This window comes from Ruegeria sp. H4, from assembly GCF_056533065.1.
On sequence record NZ_JBQFOC010000001.1, the window covers coordinates 1,110,666 to 1,126,664 of the forward strand.

Annotated in this window: 18 protein-coding genes and 1 tRNA gene; 8 read left to right on the forward strand and 11 right to left on the reverse strand. The window is 55.6% G+C overall.

Going from position 1 to position 15,999, the window contains the following annotated elements; translation table 11 throughout:
* Position 1: 1 nt before the first annotated feature.
* Together accB and ACR0KG_RS05620 are read right to left on the reverse strand one after the other, a co-directional pair.
* Positions 2-505, reverse strand: a complete 504-nt coding sequence (gene accB / locus ACR0KG_RS05615; RefSeq protein ID WP_170530851.1) for an acetyl-CoA carboxylase biotin carboxyl carrier protein — start codon at positions 503-505, stop codon at positions 2-4.
* A gap of 142 nt (positions 506-647) precedes the next feature.
* Positions 648-1,184 carry a LuxR C-terminal-related transcriptional regulator gene (locus ACR0KG_RS05620; protein ID WP_353006179.1) on the reverse strand — a complete coding sequence of 179 codons (537 nt, stop codon included), beginning with the start codon at positions 1,182-1,184 and terminating at the stop codon, positions 648-650.
* Positions 1,185-1,382: 198 nt separating this feature from the next.
* On the opposite strand from ACR0KG_RS05620, the gene ACR0KG_RS05625 reads away from it, so the two are divergent.
* The 5 genes from ACR0KG_RS05625 (at position 1,383) to ACR0KG_RS05645 (ending at position 7,291) form a co-directional block, all read left to right on the forward strand.
* The gene (locus ACR0KG_RS05625; protein ID WP_480826720.1) at positions 1,383-2,672 is read left to right on the forward strand and encodes a helix-turn-helix domain-containing protein; all 1,290 of its coding nucleotides are present in this window, start codon (positions 1,383-1,385) and stop codon (positions 2,670-2,672) included.
* A 78-nt stretch (positions 2,673-2,750) separates the two neighbouring features.
* Entirely contained in the window at positions 2,751-3,131 is a 381-nt protein-coding gene (locus ACR0KG_RS05630) for a response regulator transcription factor (protein ID WP_480546564.1), read from the forward strand.
* Positions 3,128-3,436, forward strand: coding sequence for a hypothetical protein (locus tag ACR0KG_RS05635; RefSeq protein WP_480542182.1), 309 nt, complete (start codon positions 3,128-3,130; stop codon positions 3,434-3,436). The genes ACR0KG_RS05630 and ACR0KG_RS05635 overlap by 4 nt, the downstream gene beginning before the upstream one ends.
* The gene (locus ACR0KG_RS05640; RefSeq protein ID WP_480826721.1) at positions 3,436-6,114 is read left to right on the forward strand and encodes an ATP-binding protein; all 2,679 of its coding nucleotides are present in this window, start codon (positions 3,436-3,438) and stop codon (positions 6,112-6,114) included. The genes ACR0KG_RS05635 and ACR0KG_RS05640 overlap by 1 nt, the downstream gene beginning before the upstream one ends.
* Before the next feature lie 79 nt (positions 6,115-6,193).
* Complete coding sequence (locus ACR0KG_RS05645) at positions 6,194-7,291, forward strand: FliM/FliN family flagellar motor C-terminal domain-containing protein (RefSeq protein WP_480826722.1); 1,098 nt, start codon at positions 6,194-6,196, stop codon at positions 7,289-7,291.
* Positions 7,292-7,311: 20 nt separating this feature from the next.
* Here ACR0KG_RS05645 and ACR0KG_RS05650 read toward each other — a convergent pair whose 3' ends face one another.
* The 4 genes from ACR0KG_RS05650 to ACR0KG_RS05665 are packed head-to-tail and all read right to left on the reverse strand — an operon-like array spanning position 7,312 to position 9,509.
* Entirely contained in the window at positions 7,312-7,743 is a 432-nt protein-coding gene (locus tag ACR0KG_RS05650) for a protein tyrosine phosphatase family protein (protein ID WP_480826723.1), read from the reverse strand.
* Positions 7,744-7,752: 9 nt separating this feature from the next.
* Positions 7,753-8,184 carry a DUF6691 family protein gene (locus tag ACR0KG_RS05655; RefSeq protein WP_480826724.1) on the reverse strand — a complete coding sequence of 144 codons (432 nt, stop codon included), beginning with the start codon at positions 8,182-8,184 and terminating at the stop codon, positions 7,753-7,755.
* Complete coding sequence (locus ACR0KG_RS05660) at positions 8,184-8,612, reverse strand: YeeE/YedE family protein (protein WP_480542191.1); 429 nt, start codon at positions 8,610-8,612, stop codon at positions 8,184-8,186. The genes ACR0KG_RS05655 and ACR0KG_RS05660 overlap by 1 nt, the downstream gene beginning before the upstream one ends.
* 33 nt (positions 8,613-8,645) lie before the next feature.
* A complete protein-coding gene (locus ACR0KG_RS05665; protein ID WP_480542193.1) occupies positions 8,646-9,509 on the reverse strand; it encodes an MBL fold metallo-hydrolase in 864 nt (287 codons plus the stop codon).
* 244 nt (positions 9,510-9,753) lie between these two features.
* Here ACR0KG_RS05665 and ACR0KG_RS05670 point away from each other — a divergent pair, with 244 nt between their 5' ends.
* Positions 9,754-9,969 carry a hypothetical protein gene (locus ACR0KG_RS05670; RefSeq protein WP_480826725.1) on the forward strand — a complete coding sequence of 72 codons (216 nt, stop codon included), beginning with the start codon at positions 9,754-9,756 and terminating at the stop codon, positions 9,967-9,969.
* 10 nt (positions 9,970-9,979) lie between these two features.
* On the opposite strand, the gene ACR0KG_RS05675 is transcribed toward ACR0KG_RS05670, so the two are convergent.
* Complete coding sequence (locus ACR0KG_RS05675) at positions 9,980-10,198, reverse strand: hypothetical protein (protein ID WP_480546577.1); 219 nt, start codon at positions 10,196-10,198, stop codon at positions 9,980-9,982.
* Between the two features lie 173 nt (positions 10,199-10,371).
* Here ACR0KG_RS05675 and ACR0KG_RS05680 point away from each other — a divergent pair, with 173 nt between their 5' ends.
* Positions 10,372-10,638 carry a DUF2312 domain-containing protein gene (locus tag ACR0KG_RS05680; RefSeq protein WP_170530827.1) on the forward strand — a complete coding sequence of 89 codons (267 nt, stop codon included), beginning with the start codon at positions 10,372-10,374 and terminating at the stop codon, positions 10,636-10,638.
* A gap of 14 nt (positions 10,639-10,652) precedes the next feature.
* Here ACR0KG_RS05680 and ACR0KG_RS05685 read toward each other — a convergent pair whose 3' ends face one another.
* Positions 10,653-11,531, reverse strand: coding sequence for a hypothetical protein (locus tag ACR0KG_RS05685; protein ID WP_480546579.1), 879 nt, complete (start codon positions 11,529-11,531; stop codon positions 10,653-10,655).
* A 175-nt stretch (positions 11,532-11,706) separates the two neighbouring features.
* Between ACR0KG_RS05685 and ACR0KG_RS05690 the strand changes: the two genes are divergently transcribed.
* Positions 11,707-11,782 (forward strand) — tRNA-Thr (locus ACR0KG_RS05690).
* Positions 11,783-11,951: 169 nt separating this feature from the next.
* Here the strand turns inward: ACR0KG_RS05690 and ACR0KG_RS05695 are convergent.
* The 3 genes from ACR0KG_RS05695 to ACR0KG_RS05705 all read right to left on the reverse strand — a co-directional run bounded on the left by ACR0KG_RS05695 (position 11,952) and on the right by ACR0KG_RS05705 (position 15,985).
* Positions 11,952-12,161, reverse strand: coding sequence for a hypothetical protein (locus tag ACR0KG_RS05695; RefSeq protein ID WP_480542197.1), 210 nt, complete (start codon positions 12,159-12,161; stop codon positions 11,952-11,954).
* 610 nt (positions 12,162-12,771) lie between these two features.
* Complete coding sequence (locus tag ACR0KG_RS05700) at positions 12,772-13,944, reverse strand: GIY-YIG nuclease family protein (RefSeq protein ID WP_480826726.1); 1,173 nt, start codon at positions 13,942-13,944, stop codon at positions 12,772-12,774.
* Positions 13,937-15,985 (reverse strand): DEAD/DEAH box helicase, encoded by a 2,049-nt coding sequence (locus ACR0KG_RS05705; RefSeq protein ID WP_480826727.1) that lies wholly within the window; start codon positions 15,983-15,985, stop codon positions 13,937-13,939. The genes ACR0KG_RS05700 and ACR0KG_RS05705 overlap by 8 nt, the downstream gene beginning before the upstream one ends.
* Positions 15,986-15,999 lie beyond the last annotated feature (14 nt).

Here is a 15,999-nt window from a genome sequence, read left to right on the forward strand (position 1 = left end):
CTTACTCGATGATGACCAGAGGAGTACCGAATTCCACAGCGTCGCCGTCGCCAACCAAGATGCGTTTGACGGTACCCGATTTGGGCGCGTGGATGTGGTTCATGGTCTTCATCGCTTCGACGATCAGCAGCGTGTCACCTTCGGACACCGCTCCGCCGACGGAAATGAACGACGGCGCGCCGGGTTCGGCCTGCATGTAAACCGTGCCCACCATGGGAGAGGTGACAGCGCCGGGGTGGCTGGCCGGGTCTTCCTGTGCAGCAGGGGCTTCGGCGGCAGCTGCAGCAGGGGCGGGTGCGGCGGCTGGGGCTGCCGGGGCGGCGGCAGGTACGGCGACCTGAACCGGCGCAGCGACTGCCTGCGTCATGCGGCTGACGCGCACATTCAGGCTGTCTTCTTCGCCATACTCGCGTTTCACCTGCAATTCAGTCAGGTCGTTTTCGCGCAGCAACTCGGCCAGTGCCTTGATGAATGCTACATCTGCGTCGTGTTTGGTATCTGTCATGAGTGTCCTCGACGGTTCCCCTAGTGGCCCATCTAAACCTGCGGGCTTTGGTCTAATTACGCAGCGTTATAAGCTAAGCTTGGGGCCATGAAAAGCGCAGTCTGAAGCGAGGATTCAAGGAATTTGTGCGCGCTCTGAGCGGTCAGAGCGGCATGCCCGAAAGTTTCGCCACGAGCTCTGATAACTTACGCGCGCCGAACTTTTCCAATAGGCGCGCGCGGTAGGCTTCGATCGTGCGATAGCTGAGGCCGAGTTCGACACCGATTTCCTTGGCCGAGAGGCCGCGGCAGGACAGGATCGCCACTTCGCGTTCCCGCACGGTCAGTTCGACCAGGGGGCGTTCTTCCGAGATGTCTGAAAAGCTCCAAATACCATGACGGAATGGATCATCCGGTGTCAGCGACCTGCCGCGTGCGCGACACCAGAATAAATCGCCATTGCGTCGTCGCATAACCCGTTCATCGGTGTAATACCCGGTGTCCCGCATCACCTGCAAACTACGCGCGCCGATCCTTTCCCAATCTGCGACGGAGGGGTAAAGGTGAAGCAGAGGCATGTTGCGATAGTCGCTCTCACCCCCTCCGAACGTCCGGGCAAACTGCAGATTGCAGCGCCGGATGATCCGGTTTTCCAGTTCAACCAGCCCAATTGGGGCATATTCGAAGGCGGGGTCACTCATCGTCATATCGTGCCGGGAATTGGTCGGAAATAGAAGAGGTCATGAGAATTTGCTGTGGATTTGAAGTGGGTGATTTACCGTTGCTTTTGTTAATCTTGTAAATTCTATCTGAAAATGCTGCCTTAACTACATTGCCTAAATAAGATATCTTGAAAATGCTCGATTGTGATTGAAAGCTTGGTGAGGGAGGAGCCTTTGATGCGCGATACGCTTACCGGTAGCCGGATCCGCGAACGCCGTCAGATCTCTGGGCTCAAGCAATCCGAGCTTGCAAAGCGCGTTGGAATTTCGCCGTCATATCTGAACTTGATTGAACATAACCGCCGCAGAATCGGTGGAAAGCTTTTAGTCGATATTGCCGAAGCCTTGGATATAGAGCCCTCGCTACTGACCCAGGGGATCGAGGCGGCGCTGATTTCTGCACTGCGAGAGGCGGCGGCAGATGCAGTTGGACAGCAGGCTGAGGTTGACGGGGTGGAGGAATTTGCCAGCCGCTTTGCTGGCTGGGCCGGCGTTCTGGCGCAATTGCATCAGCGCGTCGTGTCACTGGAACGCACGGTCGAAACGCTATCGGACCGATTGACACATGACCCGCATCTGGCCGCGTCGATGCATGAGGTTCTGACAACCGCTGCCGCCATTCGATCTACCGCATCCATTCTGGCCGATACGCAGGATATCGAAATCGAATGGCAGGACCGGTTTCACAAGAACCTGCATCAGGATGCTGAACGACTGGCCGAAAGCTCTAAGGCGCTGGTGTCTTATCTGGATGAAAGCGATGCGGCCAAGACCCCTCGTAGTGTCCCTCTGGAAGAGGTTGAGAGCTTTTTTGCAGCTCGAAACTACAGTTTTCCCGAACTCGAAGCGAGGGCAGGGGCTGAGAGTATTGCCCTAGACGGATTGAACACCGCCACCGCCCGTTCTGTCGCCCAAGAGATTCTGCGCTGGTGCGCAGAGGACGCGGTTGCGATGCCGCTTGCCGATTTGAAGCAAATTCTCGCTAAGGGCGAACCGGACCCTATCACGTTGGCGCAACGTTTCGCGGTCGATATCCCTACAGTTCTGCGACGTTTGGCCTTTGTGCCAGAGGAGTATTTGCCGCGCCCTGCAGGGCTGGCCTTGTGCGATGCATCGGGCAGCGTCCTGTTCCTCAAACCGCTTCCCGGTTTCGTTATGCCGCGCCATGGCGAGGCTTGTCCGTTGTGGCCCTTGTTCACCGCGCTAAGTCGTCCTCTGGTGCCGGTTCGCAAACAAATCGCTCAGTTGGGGCGCAGTGCGGCTGAGTTCGAGTGCCATGCTTACGCTTGGCCTCATGCGGTGCCCGGATATGATCAGGATCCGGCTTATCGGTCGATCATGCTGGTGCGACCGGTCGGGGAGGAGGGGGCATCGGCTTTGACCCATGTCGGGGCCAATTGCCGGGTGTGCCCCAGCCGGGATTGCACATCGCGGCGTGAGCCTTCGATTCTGAGCGAAGGTTTTTGACAGGTCGATGACTGACCGCTTAATCTGGCGGTGGCAGCGTGCCAAGAGCGCGATCTGCCATGGGGAGGAACTGAAAATATGAGCCGTAAGGTTCTGTTGATCGAGGATGAGCCGAACATCGCTGAGGCCATCCGCTTTTTGCTGACACGCGAAGGCTGGCATGTTGAAACGCATTCAGAAGGGTCTGATGCGATTCAGGTGATTCAGTCTGCAGCCCCGGATCTTGTCATCCTTGATGTCATGCTACCGGGAAAGAACGGCATGGATATTCTGCGAGACCTGCGCGAGTTGGATGATATGCAACGCTTGCCGGTCTTGATGCTAACGGCACGCGGGCAATCCCGCGATCGGGAAATGGCCGAGAATGCGGGTGTTAGCCGGTTCATGACAAAACCGTTTTCAAATGCCGAGGTGCTGACTGCGGTGCGTGATCTTCACGCGCAGGCCTCACGGGCATGACCTCTGATAGTGACATAGACCAGATGCCTACTGGCAAACGGTCCTCGCTATTCCTTGGGCGGCAAAGCTATCGCCGTCGCAGACTGGCCGATGCTGCCCGGCTATTGCCATTTTTAGGCGCGGCACTTCTCGCACTACCGCTGCTTTGGCCGGATCAGAGCGCGGGCGACGACGCTGTACCGCTTTCATCGGCTATGCTGTACATATTTGTATGCTGGGGCGTGCTGATTGCGATTGGCCTGATCTTTGGCCTGACTGCCAGAAGTCTGGGCGTTCGCGACGATATCGGCGCGGACACTGAGTGATGGCGACGCCGAATATTCTGATATTGGTAAGCTTGGGCTACGTGGTACTACTATTTGGTGTGGCCTTCGCAGCTGAAAGAATGGCCGAGGCAGGGCGAGGGAAATGGCTACGCTCGCCCCTGATCTACACGCTTTCCTTGTCGATCTATTGTACCGCCTGGACCTTTTATGGCGCGGTTGGCAATGCCGCGCGGTCCGGGCTGGAATACGTGACGATCTATCTGGGGCCGACGTTGGTGATGGTCAGCTGGTGGTGGGGCTTGCGCAAACTGGTTCGGGTTGCGCGTAGCCAAAGGGTGACCTCGATCGCGGACCTATTGTCGTCTCGTTATGGTAAATCCAACACGCTGGCCGTATGCGTTACCATTTTGGCGGTTCTTGCCGGAACGCCCTATATTGCCCTGCAACTTCAGTCGATCACCCTGTCGTTTTCGATTTTTGTCGAGGCTGATCCATCTGGCCTATACCCTAGCGGATCAAACGTATTCTGGGTTGCGGCCGGTTTGGCTGTCTTTGCTATTCTATTCGGCACACGGAATCTGGACGTGAACGAGCGTCATCATGGCGTTGTCACAGCGATTGCGGTGGAATCGGTGGTCAAATTGTTTGCCCTGATCGCCGTTGGTGTGTTTGTCGTATGGGGTATTGCCGGTGGGATTAGCCCAATGATGGATCGGATTGATGCCTCGGAAATTGGCCAATGGAACATCGACGCCGGCCGCTGGACTGCGTTCATCTTCCTGTCCGCAGCTGCCTTTGTCTGTCTGCCGCGCATGTTTCAGGTCATGGTCGTTGAAAATGACGATGAAGGCCATCTGAGGACAGCAGCTTGGGCGTTTCCCTTGTACCTGCTGCTGATGAGCCTGTTTGTTGTGCCCATTGCGGTCGTCGGGTTGGACCTTTTACCGCCTGGTTCTAACCCTGATCTTTTTGTGCTGACGGTGCCACTGTCACAGGGCAATGATTGGCTTGCCATGCTGTCATTCATCGGTGGTTTTTCGTCGGCCACTTCGATGGTGATCATCACGGCGATGGCGCTGTCCACTATGGTATCGAACCAGATTGTCATGCCGATCTGGCTGAATACCCATGAGCGGGTGGGATCTGTCCCTGGTGATGTACGGACCATTGTTTTGATGGCGCGTCGGGTTTCGATCGCTGCGGTCATGGCGCTGGGATATTTCTACTATAGCCTGATCGGCGATGGCGCGGCGCTGGCTTCGATCGGCTTGATTGCCTTTGCCGGGGTCTCGCAAATCCTGCCCGCCCTTGTGGGCGGATTGTTCTGGCGAGGGGCGACGCGCATCGGCGCTTTGGCCGGGCTGACTGTGGGATTTACGCTCTGGTGCTACACGCTGCTCTTGCCTGGTATGGGTGGGCTTTGGATGTCTCAAATAGTGATCGAACAGGGCCCGTTTGGGATAGGGTGGTTGCGCCCTCATGCCTTGTTTGGGATCGAGGGAATGGACCCGATGGTCCACACCGTGATGTGGTCGATCTCTTTGAACACAATCGCCTTTTGCGTCGCGTCGCTTATTAGCTTCCCCAGCCCGCTGGAGCGTTTGCAGGGGGCGCAGTTTGTGAATGTCTTCGACCATTCCGTTGCACCGCGCGGCTGGTCGGGGTCGGTGGCGCAAAGCGAAGATTTGATGATCATGACCCAGCGCATTCTGGGTACTGGCCCCGCGCAGGCATTCTTTCAGGCCGAAGCCGAGCATCAGGGTGGGAGGTCACACCTGCCCGAGCCCACGCCGGGCTTCCTGAACCGGCTTGAACGTGAACTCAGCGGTTCGGTTGGTGCGGCCACGGCCCATGCCATGATTGGTCAGATCGTTGGAGGCGCCTCAATCTCGGTCGAGGATTTGTTGGCTGTGGCGGACGAATCTGCTCAGTTGTTGGAATACTCCAGCCAGCTGGAGGTCAAGTCGGCAGAACTAAGCCGGACCGCGCGGCAGCTGCGCGAAGCCAATACCAAACTGACCCTAATGTCGGAACAAAAAGACAGCTTCCTGAGCCAAGTTAGCCATGAGCTGCGCACCCCGATGACCTCGATCCGCGCGTTTTCCGAAATCCTGCGCGACACCGAAGGGCTGAGCGACGAGGAACAGACTAAATTTGCTGCAACCATTCATGATGAAGCCTTACGCCTAACCCGTTTGCTGGATGATCTGTTGGATCTGAGCGTACTTGAAAATGGTCAGGTCAGCCTGAACATGAGCGATGGTAGCCTGCGTTCGGTGCTGGATCGTGCGGTTTCAACCGCGCTGGCCGGAGCATCGAAACCTCTGACAATCCGCCGAACACGCGCTTCGGAACGTATTCCGCTACACACTGACCTCGACCGTTTCGGGCAGGTTGTCATCAACTTGATTTCCAATGCACAGAAATACTGCGACGCGGATGAGCCCGTTCTGACGATTTCGGCGCATGATATCGGGGGACGCGTGGTGATCGATTTCGTTGATAACGGCAACGGCATTCCAGTCGAGGCCCAATCGTTGGTATTCGAGAAATTTGCGCGGATCGGGATCGATAAGGCCGGCGGCGCGGGTCTGGGGCTGGCGATCTGCCGTGAGATCATGCAGCGGCTTGGGGGCGAGATCAGCTATCTGCCGGGGCAGGGCGGGGCTGCGTTCCGGGTCAGCCTGCCGTTGGCCTATCAGCAAGCGGCGCAATGAGGGACGGATAAAGAACTTCGTAACACTCACCGGGTTACATCAAGGGTCAGAGGCTCGAGCAATTTGGTGAGTTTTGGTCATGTCAGAGGCAGGGAACACCGCGCTGTTGCGCAAGCTGTCAGCGGGGCGCGAGGATTTGAAGAACCGGCCGCGTTCAGTGCTGCGCGCGCTGCGTCTGGGATTCGCGCGGGCCGCAGCAGATCGGCTGAACCTGCCCCTTGCGGTGATTGGCGCAAAGCAATCGCTGCAGCCTGCCAATGATCTGGTCGATGCGGTTGGCGATGATTGGCTGCTGTTGTTCCTGAAAGGGCCAGATGGAGTTGCAGCCGCCTGCCTTGATCCAAATGCAGTGTCGGCCATTTTGCAGACCCAGACCATTGGTCAGGTCACCGAAACTGCGCCAGAGGCGCGCACGTTCACAAATACTGATGGGGCGATGACGGCACCGCTGCTGGAAGCTGCGCTGTCCAAGGCGGCTGAGCTGGCCGAAAATGCATCGGATGATGTGGGCTTGATCGGCTATGAATACATGTCTCGTGCGCAAGATTTGCGATCTGTCTGCCTGACACTGGTTGAAGATATGTATTGCGGTTTTGAACTGACGGTCGACCTGGCAGGTGGCATACGGCAAGGTCATATCTGTGTTTTGTTGCCACAACAGTCATCCCCGGTAGAGGATTGCCTGATCCCTGAAGCGGATGAGGGGCCCAGCCTGGAGCAATCTTCGGGCGTTATCCGGGCCGAATTGAACGCCGTTTTGTGTCGCATGAATGTGCCACTGTCTGAGCTTTCGGGGCTTAGCGCTGGGGATATTCTGCCGCTGCAACATGCGCGCATCGACCGGACAGAAATTCTGGCCATCGATCGGTCGCGGACTGCGGTTGGACGGCTTGGTCAATGTGGTGGCTTGCGTGCGGTGCGGATTAACGAACAGGCTCCTTTGGCTGCGGTATCCGATATTGAAACGCAGGAATTTATCGAAAGCCGGGCAGCTTCGGCCAGTCAAAACGCACCTGATATGCCATTGGGCGCCCAAGCCGTCGACGTCACAGACTATCGCGCTGGTCCGGACACTCTGGAAGCCCACGAGGGTGATCTGAGTTTTGAGAACTCGGAACAAATGGTGGCTGAGATTTCGCAGCTGGCGGGGCTAAGCGGCCCCGATGATGTGAGTTAGCAGTTGGATATACCCGAACCTTAGTCCACAGCCTTGCGCATATGATCCAATGCCGGACGCAGGTTTTCCAACTGGTAGCCTGCGCGTGTTGTGGCATTTAGAATGTCGTCGGTGCTCATTCGGTCGCATTGGCCCAAGGCCCATACGACCGAACACCGCGTGCCAGATGCGCAATAGGCCAATACCGGTCCACCACAAGCTTCGGCCATATCCCTTTGCCGTGCCACATTTTCGGGCGTCATGGTCTGATGGGTCAGTTCCAGAACCTCATACTCCAACCCGGCTGCGCGCACGGCCTCGCCGATGGCGTCGGATTGCATGTCTGAGGGAACCTCGGTGTTGGGTCTGTTGCAAATTACCTTGACGAACCCGGCTTGGGCGATGGCGGGCACATCCTCAACCGTGATCTGCGGTGAGACGGCGTAGCGGGGGGTAATTGGGCGAATCTCCATGCCAAATCCTTAGGTTGGGTTTGCAGCTCTGTCTAGCTGTGCGCCAAGGCCAGGTGCGATGAACATTCCTGTGATCATCGCCAGCATAAACAGCAATCCGCCGAGGCCCCCATAACTTAGCGAAGCCATTGCAGGCCCGGGGCACAGCCCAACAAGCCCCCAGCCCATGCCAAACAGCACAGAGCCGATGATCAAGCGATGGTCCAGTTCGGGGCGTGGAGGTGCCGGAAATTGGCCGCCAGCGATGGGTTTCCGTCCGTTGGTCATCCGCCAGGCGATCAACATAGGCAGGATGGCCCCACCCATGACAAAGGCAAGTGTTGGATCCCAGGCGCCGAACAGGTCCAGCCAACCTTGAACCTTGGTCGTGTCGGTCATGCCCGAAACCAGCAGGCCGGTGCCGAACAAGGCCCCTGCGATCAAAGCGATCAGGATGCGCATCAAATGACCTCCAGCATGTGCCGCAGGGCCAAAACGGTCAGCGCACCAGCTGCGATGTAAATCAGTGTTGCCACAATCCCGCGCGGTGAGAACCGAGAGATGCCGCACACACCGTGGCCAGAGGTGCAACCATTTGCGATGCGGGTCCCGACACCCACCAGCAGCCCGGCGATCACGACCAGCAGCAGATTTCCGGTCAGATGTGTTTCAGAATGTGGCGCGATCAATGGGCGTAACAGCAGGGGCATACCGATTAAGCCGACAATAAATGCCAGACGCTCGGCGATCTCGTTGCGCGCGCTGCCGTCGACCAGTCCGCCCAGTATACCGCTGGCCCCCATGACGCGGCCATTGCCGAGCAGATACACCGCACCGCCAAGACCAATCAGCAATCCGCCCAAAAGGCCCATCACCCAAGATGCGTCCATATCCGGTTCGTCCTTAATGTTGTTGTCGCAGAGTCAGAGCTTGTTGATCGGCAGCTTGAGCATCACATCGCCCTGCTCATCCGCCGGGGGCATCTGACCCGCACGCATATTGACCTGCAGAGACGGCAGGATCAGGCGTGGCATTGCCAGCGTTGCATCCCGTGCATCGCGCATTTCCACGAACTCTTCGACGCTGCGCCCCTGTCCGATATGAATGTTGAGCGCTTTTTGCTCACCCACAGTGGTTTCCCAGGCGTATTGATCCCGGCCTGGGGCCTTGTAGTCATGTCCCACATAGACCCGCGTTTCATCAGGCAGGGCGAGGATTTTCTGGATCGATTCATACAGCGTAGAGGACGACCCGCCCGGAAAGTCGCAACGGGCGGTGCCAAAATCAGGCATGAACAATGTATCGCCAACAAAGGCCGCGTCGCCGATCACATAGGTCAGGCAGGCTGGGGTATGACCGGGCGTGTGCAACACATCCCCACGCATCTGACCGATATGAAAGCTGTCGCCTTGCTTGAACAGGGCATCGAATTGACTGCCATCGCGCTGGAATTCAGTGCCTTCGTTGAATACTTTGCCAAAGGTGTCCTGCACGGTCACGATCTGATCGCCGATCCCGATTTTGCCACCCAGCTTTTCCTGAAGATAAGGCGCGGCCGACAGGTGATCGGCGTGGACATGGCTTTCGAGGATCCACTCGACCTTCAGATCGTTTGACTGGATATAGTTAACGATGACGTCCGCGGCCTTCGTCCCGGTGCGTCCTGATGCATGATCGAAATCCAGAACGCTGTCGACGATGGCGCAGGCCCGGCCTTCGGGTTCGTGCACGACATAGGAAACCGTGAAGGTTTGATCATCAAAAAAAGCCTGCACTTTAGGGGTCATATCATCCTCCGTCCCGGTCTATATAACATGTATTGGATGTGGAATGTGTTTCAACTGCCGATTTGGCAATTGATGTCTGTCAAGGCAGCCACACCAATATTGGATTAAACTTTAGTCGAACCGGGAAAGACTGCCGAATCTACCGAATTACCCGGCAAGATTCCGCACAACCTGAGGTTAGATTGTTCTGGTCTTAATCCCGTTACCTATATCGGGGATACTGGCACCACTTGGGAGGAGCGATATGAAACAGAATACCCTGTTTTCCGAATTCAAAGAGATTGAACAAAAGCTCGAGAATGCCTGTCTCGATACGCGCCTGGCCCTGCAACCGAATGTGAGCAAGATCGTTGATCGCATGCGCCGTCAGGGCATGCATGTCCCATCTCGTTTGCGTCGACTGGACTCGGCGTTGTGCGAAGATGCAATGGAAGCGCAGTTTGACAATATGCCTGTCTAACTCCGCAAGGTCATCCAAAGGAAATCCCGAGGATGACCAGCATCAAGCCAATCACCGACAGAAAAAGTGATCCGAGGTTCCAGGGCAGAACGCCCTGAACAACCGTACGCAGTTCATCATCAGACAGTCCGGCCTTGCGCGCTTTTATCACGCGAAGAATGCACCAGACCAACCCGGTAAGCCCGGCAACGGACAGGGCGGCCCCGCCCCAAGTGATGAATTCAAACATGGTTCCCCGCAAAGCTGCCTGATCCGCACCCGCGATTAAAGGATCGGGGCAATTCGCACAAGCGTGCTTTGGGCCCGGTTCGGGATTGCGTGCTTGCGACCCGGGCGGTCGCACTGTATCCGGCATCTTGCCGATGTCACAGCATCAGATTCTAGCCTTGGGGAGAGACGCCTATGGAAGACATGACCGAAGATCAGGCCACCGCCAACTACCGCGTCACAGCGGGAGAGCTGCGTCAGTTCATCGAGCGGTTTGAGCGGCTGGATGCTGAGAAAAAGGATCTGGCTGAACAGCAAAAAGAAGTCATGGCCGAGGCCAAGGCCCGGGGCTACGACACCAAGGTCATGCGGAAGGTCATCGCCTTGCGCAAGCGCGACAAGGACGACATCGCCGAAGAAGAAGCGGTGCTGGAAATGTACAAAGAAGCATTGGGAATGTAGAGCGTCTGACTGGTTCAGACCTCTAATATTCGTACATTCGGCATCGTTCGGATTTTTGCCATGTCTTGTGCATAAAGCTCGGAAAACGCACTGACGATTTCAGTGCTCCAGCCGGGCAGGTCTAACTCCTCCTCAACCCGATCGGGTTGAGCATGGGCCTCAAGTAGCCCAGCCAGTTCAGCGCCTGATGCAAGCCGTGCGCCGGATTGTTCCTGCTGGATCAACGGCAAAAGCTGATGTTTACCCTGTTCGGTCAGTAAAGAAGCGAGCAAGGTATGTTCCCCAGGGATGGCAATGCTGTCGGGCAAACCGGCCATAGCGCGCAGGATGTCTCCCCAGATCAGTGGTGAGTCCTCGTTCTCCCAAAGGGTGATTTTGACATCTGGAACCAGATCGCCCAGGTCTTCGATCATGGTGACCCAGCTGAGACAACTCAGGTCTGTCGTGTCCAGTATTGATCTGGTGCGCGCCGGGTCCAGTGCCGTCAAAACCCTTGGGATGAAAAGGCCGGGGTTCATCAGCCCGGCAAAAATTTCGATCTGCGCGCCATTCAGCAGGTCCTGCGTATACGCAGCCCGCTTCCCCGCAAAGGGATAGATCTGCCCATGTTGCAAGGCTGCGCGCATCGGCCCAAAGAACTTTTCGCTGGAAACAACGACACGCTGAATATCAGCAGCATCAGGCAGCACGGCATTCATCTGCTCGCGCGCCTCTGCCAGAGGCAGACCGCTCGCCATGGCGTCGGACATGACCTTGACGAATTGCCTACACCGGCGTGGTCCTAGTGGTAAGGTCCCAGCCTTGTACAACGCGCCTTTGTGGGCTGCGAGATTTGCCAGCAATTGTCCCGCATCCGTGTAGGGGACCCCGGCGTGAATGACTACATGCATCATGTTCCTTGCGCCCGACTGTCCTACAGAGCCGTTTTCAGCTTTGCTTCACTGTTATCAAGACTGGGCATTTCGTTGCGAGTGATTTCACACTTTCTAAGGAAAATCGACAATCCCTAACTCTATGCTAAATTTCCGGCTTGCAGTCTTTCTCTGGAGAAAGTAATCGACGGTCAGCGCCCCTATAGCTCAGCTGGTAGAGCAACTGATTTGTAATCAGTAGGTCCGCGGTTCGAGTCCGTGTGGGGGCACCACTAAATAAGAGCAAAACAAACAGTTACCTCGTTCTAGATTCCCCGTCGGTCCGACCGTCCGAATCTAGCCGTGTTTGTTGGCCTTGGTGCAGTGCGATTGGGTGGTCTTTGAGTTCATTGATCTCACCGATCAAGTGATCAATGCACCGCAAAAAACTGATTTGGACGCTCATTCCATCACGCCCAAGCGCTTGATCCAGCTCTTGAGGCTGCCCTTGATATAGTGCCGTCCGACGCCATCAGAACTCGGGTCGGTGTGAAAACAACACTTTCCTTTTTGCTTTACGCCACCGACAGAATAGCCACTGATGCCGACCAGATAGCGAGTGTTGAAAACGCGCGCGGTGCCGTCAACTTTTTCAGCGAAAAATAGTTTCATTCGGGTATTCTCCTGCTCGATTTCCGGGGGCGTAGATCGTCACTATTTACCGGGGGTTGGCATGCACCGCCCCACTGAACTTACTGGTTAGCCGGTAGGCATGAACAAAATACTCGGTAGCCGTTCGGTCGTTGCGAAAGATGAACCGGTTCGCGGGGGTGAAAATGAGTGCGTCATGTTGGAAGCCTCCCCCAAATTACCAACGCTAGATCCGCTTTCCCGGGTAACCTGCACGCCCATGAGACATTGGACTTTAGTGTTTATTCAAGTGCGCGCTCCAGTCGTGGACAGCGGGCCAGATCACCAGCTCGATGCGGGCAGTGCGTGCGCAGCGATATTCTTATAGATGTCCGTCTTCCCTCAATAGAAGGAGTGATAAGCCAACGGGAGCAATAAACACCGTGTCTTTAAAGGCTTAGGCAGGATGATTGTATCATTGTAGGTGTGGCCCACCCGAGCACCACAGGGCTAAGTCAATGATTTGGAAACAATTGGAGGCGAGTACCGGATTAGCCTACATGCATTATACAATGCTGTTTTTAAACGATAAATTTGAAAGCGTATTGTCCAATATATAGTCCAACAGGTACTTGGCGTTTGTGCTCGGTTGTTACCGCAACGTCGCGGTCTCTGGATCGTAGGCCATCCCCTTGATGGAACCATCCCTGATCCGTTCTACAGCCTCATCAATGGCGAACAACGGTACAAGAAACCATTCCCGTGGGGTAACGGGATGGCCAAAGCGATCCTTGATCTCCACATCCAGCCGCGCGGCTTCGAAAATGCGGTGCAACAAGTTCTCCAGCTTCACTCGGTTGATGTTGAACAACTCGTAGGTGGTCACTACTTCCACGTCGGCCATCAGGAATGTGGGATCGAGTTTGGCATTGGCGATCCGCTTCTCTACCGTGCCACCAGTCACACCGATTTTGTGCAGCAGGTCACGGTTCTGCGTCACGACAGGTAGATCGGACTTTGAACGCAGAACGTAGATCAGCCCACTGGCTTCGTCTCCATCTACGGTGGCATCCGCAAACAGAGGGCCAGCACTAGGGTCACTAATCGTTCTGCTGGTCGGGTCTTTGTCAGGACTCATGGCCCGATGCAAAGAACGCATCAGCAGATTACTTTCAGTCCCATTGTCAAAGATGACCCGCAGACGCGCATCCCAGTCGCCGTACTCTTGTTTGAAGGTTTCACCCTTTTCAGCGACGTAAGCCTTTTGTCCTGAGATGATATAGAAACGACCAGCTTCGATTTCCGCACTGGTTTCAGGAGGGCGGGTTGTTCGCAAGCCTGCATCCAGATCGGCTTGGACCTTTTCAAATAGTGGTTTGAACTTCTGGAAGTCCTCACACTTTTCGCGGTTCGCCATCTCTTCCGCAGCCTTACGCTCAGCAACAGGCCGCACATGACGGACTTCCGTGATGTCGGGGGCTAGGCCATCAAGGTCTTCCAGATCGGAGGCCAATGCGTCTATGTCTAAATCATCAGCTTCGTAAGTGGCCGACGTTGCGGTTAGCAAGCCCTGATGATCCAAAGGTGACAGAAGGGCGTGGTATTCATTGTTGGCCATCAGTTGCTCCAGACGGACAGCATACAGGCGCTCAAAGAAATCATGATCTGAGCCTGTACGTGGTGCATGGCCCGTAGTCTCTACGAAGCGTTGGATGTCCTCAAAGCCCGCAATGACCCGCTCTTCAATGGGAGATCGTTTGACGGGTTTGTCTTCAACTTCGAACTCCGCAAGGTCATCGGCCAGCGCGTCCAGATCATCACTCATAGCGGCCCTCTTTGCGGAAACGCATAAAGGCAGTGGCACCTTCTGCCATTAAACGCTCATACGGGTCGGAGGCCGTGATCGAAGGTGATCTGTTGTGGTCCTTTTTGAAACGGGATGCCCGTTTGGCCCATGTGATCGCTTCTTCTGGTGTAACAGGGTTCCTCTTTGCCGCTATGACGGTCTCGACCTGCTTTAACCTGTCGTGGTCCATCGATTTCGCCAGGATTGAATAGGCTTCACCGAAAGGGTTGATTGAGTCGATCAGGTCGATGTCCAAATCGCGTACAGACACGTATTTGCGAACACCATCAATCAGTGCGGTGTTTGCTTTTGGCTCTCTGTCATCTCGGTCACCGCCAAAGACTTCGGTCTTTGCCTGTTGAGTCAGATTCAATGCAGCAATTGCACGTTGCCGCACCGCCTCAACATCATCATCTTCTAGTGCAGGATATCGATCCTTGATGATCTTCCCCATGCGAATGACTGTGTTTTCCTCTGGGATCATTTCCTTGTCGAACAACCCTCGTTCAATCACAGGCTTGTTCTGGACAAAGGCGGTAATGACTTCGTTGATGTCTTCTTCGCAAATCCGTTCTGCTTCTTTGGACTTAGGTTCCACCAGTCCTTTGATCTCTACATGGAAATGGCCGCTCTCTTCGTTGAACCCGACATTGCATTTGTCGGGATTGTATCCGCCCACTCCGTAGTCAAACCCTTCTTGCTCTGTGACCGTTGTGACTTTGGGCGTGAAGTTAAAGCGCGGAACCAGTACCTGCTCCATCAATAAGCTGGCTGCAATGGCTTTGAGTGTGTCGTTGACTGCCTCGGTCACGGCTCCCTCTGAGGCGTCTGGTTCGGCAATCAGGTTTGTGAAGCGGGCATGGGTTTTGCCTTTGGCATCTCGCGTGGCACGACCGATGATCTGCACAATCTCGGTCAGACTGGCACGATACCCGACGGTCAAAGCGTGTTCGCACCAAATCCAGTCAAAGCCTTCCTTGGCCATACCCAATGCGATGATCAGGTCCACGTGATTACGGTTGTTTTTCTGTTTGGGGTCCTTCAGTGCTGCTGATACCTTGTCCCGCTTGGCAGGATCATCCTCGACCAAATCAGCCACCTTGATGACTTTACCACCCTTGGTCTTGATCAGGTGAAAACCTGTTTCAGGGTCTGTTCCCTGCCATTCACCCAAAGCATGTTGGATTTCGTCAACCTCTTTGTGCTTGTCGCCTGTGCTTTCACGGGCATTCACATTGGGGATGTGCAGGATGGTTTTCTCTTCAGGGTTCAGCACTGCCAACAGGTCTTCGGCATAGCTGCCCGTGTAGAAGAAATACCCGATGTCCAGCGTTTTGAGGTGTTCATATCCGTTAAGTTGTTCGTAGTAGGTGTAGGTCACCGTATCGAACTTGGCTTCATCCTCAGGGGCCAGCACCGCCTCTGCATCACCACGGAAGTAACTGCCTGTCATGGCGACCACGTGCACTTTGTCACGGGCAATTAACTGCCCCAGATGCGCCCCCAGCTTGTTGTCAGGGTTGGCACTGACATGATGAAACTCGTCCACGGCAATCAGACGATCATCGAAGACTTCAATCCCGAACTTATCGACGGCGAAACGGAAGGTGGCATGGGTGCAAACCAGCACCTGATCGTCGCTTTCAAGGAAGTTGCCGACGGCACCAACCTTCCCGCTGTCACCGCCAGGTGCATTGCAAAGGTTCCACTTCGGCACAACGGCCCAATCCGCCCAGAACCCATACTTCATGAGTGGTTCGTCAGCGAAGCTGGACCCGATGGATTTCTCAGGCACGACGACGATGGCTTGCTTGAGGCCCTGATTATGCAGTTTGTCCAAGGCAATAAACATCAAGGCCCGTGACTTGCCTGACGCGGGTGGCGATTTGATCAGCAGGTACTGCTCTCCCCGCCGCTCATAGGCACGTTCCTGCATGGCCCGCATACCCAACTCATTGGAGGTCGTGGAAGAGCCGTTCTGGGCATATGTGACAGAGACTGAGGGGATAGATTTTGGCATGAAACTACAACTCT

What these genes read in the sequence shown, in the direction of transcription:
- accB (WP_170530851.1), bottom strand. Translation starts at nt 505, where the DNA reads ATGACAGATACCAAACACGACGCAGATGTAGCATTCATCAAGGCACTG.
- ACR0KG_RS05620 (WP_353006179.1), bottom strand. Translation starts at nt 1,184, where the DNA reads ATGAGTGACCCCGCCTTCGAATATGCCCCAATTGGGCTGGTTGAACTG.
- ACR0KG_RS05625 (WP_480826720.1), top strand. Translation starts at nt 1,383, where the DNA reads ATGCGCGATACGCTTACCGGTAGCCGGATCCGCGAACGCCGTCAGATC.
- ACR0KG_RS05630 (WP_480546564.1), top strand. Translation starts at nt 2,751, where the DNA reads ATGAGCCGTAAGGTTCTGTTGATCGAGGATGAGCCGAACATCGCTGAG.
- ACR0KG_RS05635 (WP_480542182.1), top strand. Translation starts at nt 3,128, where the DNA reads ATGACCTCTGATAGTGACATAGACCAGATGCCTACTGGCAAACGGTCC.
- ACR0KG_RS05640 (WP_480826721.1), top strand. Translation starts at nt 3,436, where the DNA reads ATGGCGACGCCGAATATTCTGATATTGGTAAGCTTGGGCTACGTGGTA.
- ACR0KG_RS05645 (WP_480826722.1), top strand. Translation starts at nt 6,194, where the DNA reads ATGTCAGAGGCAGGGAACACCGCGCTGTTGCGCAAGCTGTCAGCGGGG.
- ACR0KG_RS05650 (WP_480826723.1), bottom strand. Translation starts at nt 7,743, where the DNA reads ATGGAGATTCGCCCAATTACCCCCCGCTACGCCGTCTCACCGCAGATC.
- ACR0KG_RS05655 (WP_480826724.1), bottom strand. Translation starts at nt 8,184, where the DNA reads ATGCGCATCCTGATCGCTTTGATCGCAGGGGCCTTGTTCGGCACCGGC.
- ACR0KG_RS05660 (WP_480542191.1), bottom strand. Translation starts at nt 8,612, where the DNA reads ATGGACGCATCTTGGGTGATGGGCCTTTTGGGCGGATTGCTGATTGGT.
- ACR0KG_RS05665 (WP_480542193.1), bottom strand. Translation starts at nt 9,509, where the DNA reads ATGACCCCTAAAGTGCAGGCTTTTTTTGATGATCAAACCTTCACGGTT.
- ACR0KG_RS05670 (WP_480826725.1), top strand. Translation starts at nt 9,754, where the DNA reads ATGAAACAGAATACCCTGTTTTCCGAATTCAAAGAGATTGAACAAAAG.
- ACR0KG_RS05675 (WP_480546577.1), bottom strand. Translation starts at nt 10,198, where the DNA reads ATGTTTGAATTCATCACTTGGGGCGGGGCCGCCCTGTCCGTTGCCGGG.
- ACR0KG_RS05680 (WP_170530827.1), top strand. Translation starts at nt 10,372, where the DNA reads ATGGAAGACATGACCGAAGATCAGGCCACCGCCAACTACCGCGTCACA.
- ACR0KG_RS05685 (WP_480546579.1), bottom strand. Translation starts at nt 11,531, where the DNA reads ATGATGCATGTAGTCATTCACGCCGGGGTCCCCTACACGGATGCGGGA.
- ACR0KG_RS05695 (WP_480542197.1), bottom strand. Translation starts at nt 12,161, where the DNA reads ATGAAACTATTTTTCGCTGAAAAAGTTGACGGCACCGCGCGCGTTTTC.
- ACR0KG_RS05700 (WP_480826726.1), bottom strand. Translation starts at nt 13,944, where the DNA reads ATGAGTGATGATCTGGACGCGCTGGCCGATGACCTTGCGGAGTTCGAA.
- ACR0KG_RS05705 (WP_480826727.1), bottom strand. Translation starts at nt 15,985, where the DNA reads ATGCCAAAATCTATCCCCTCAGTCTCTGTCACATATGCCCAGAACGGC.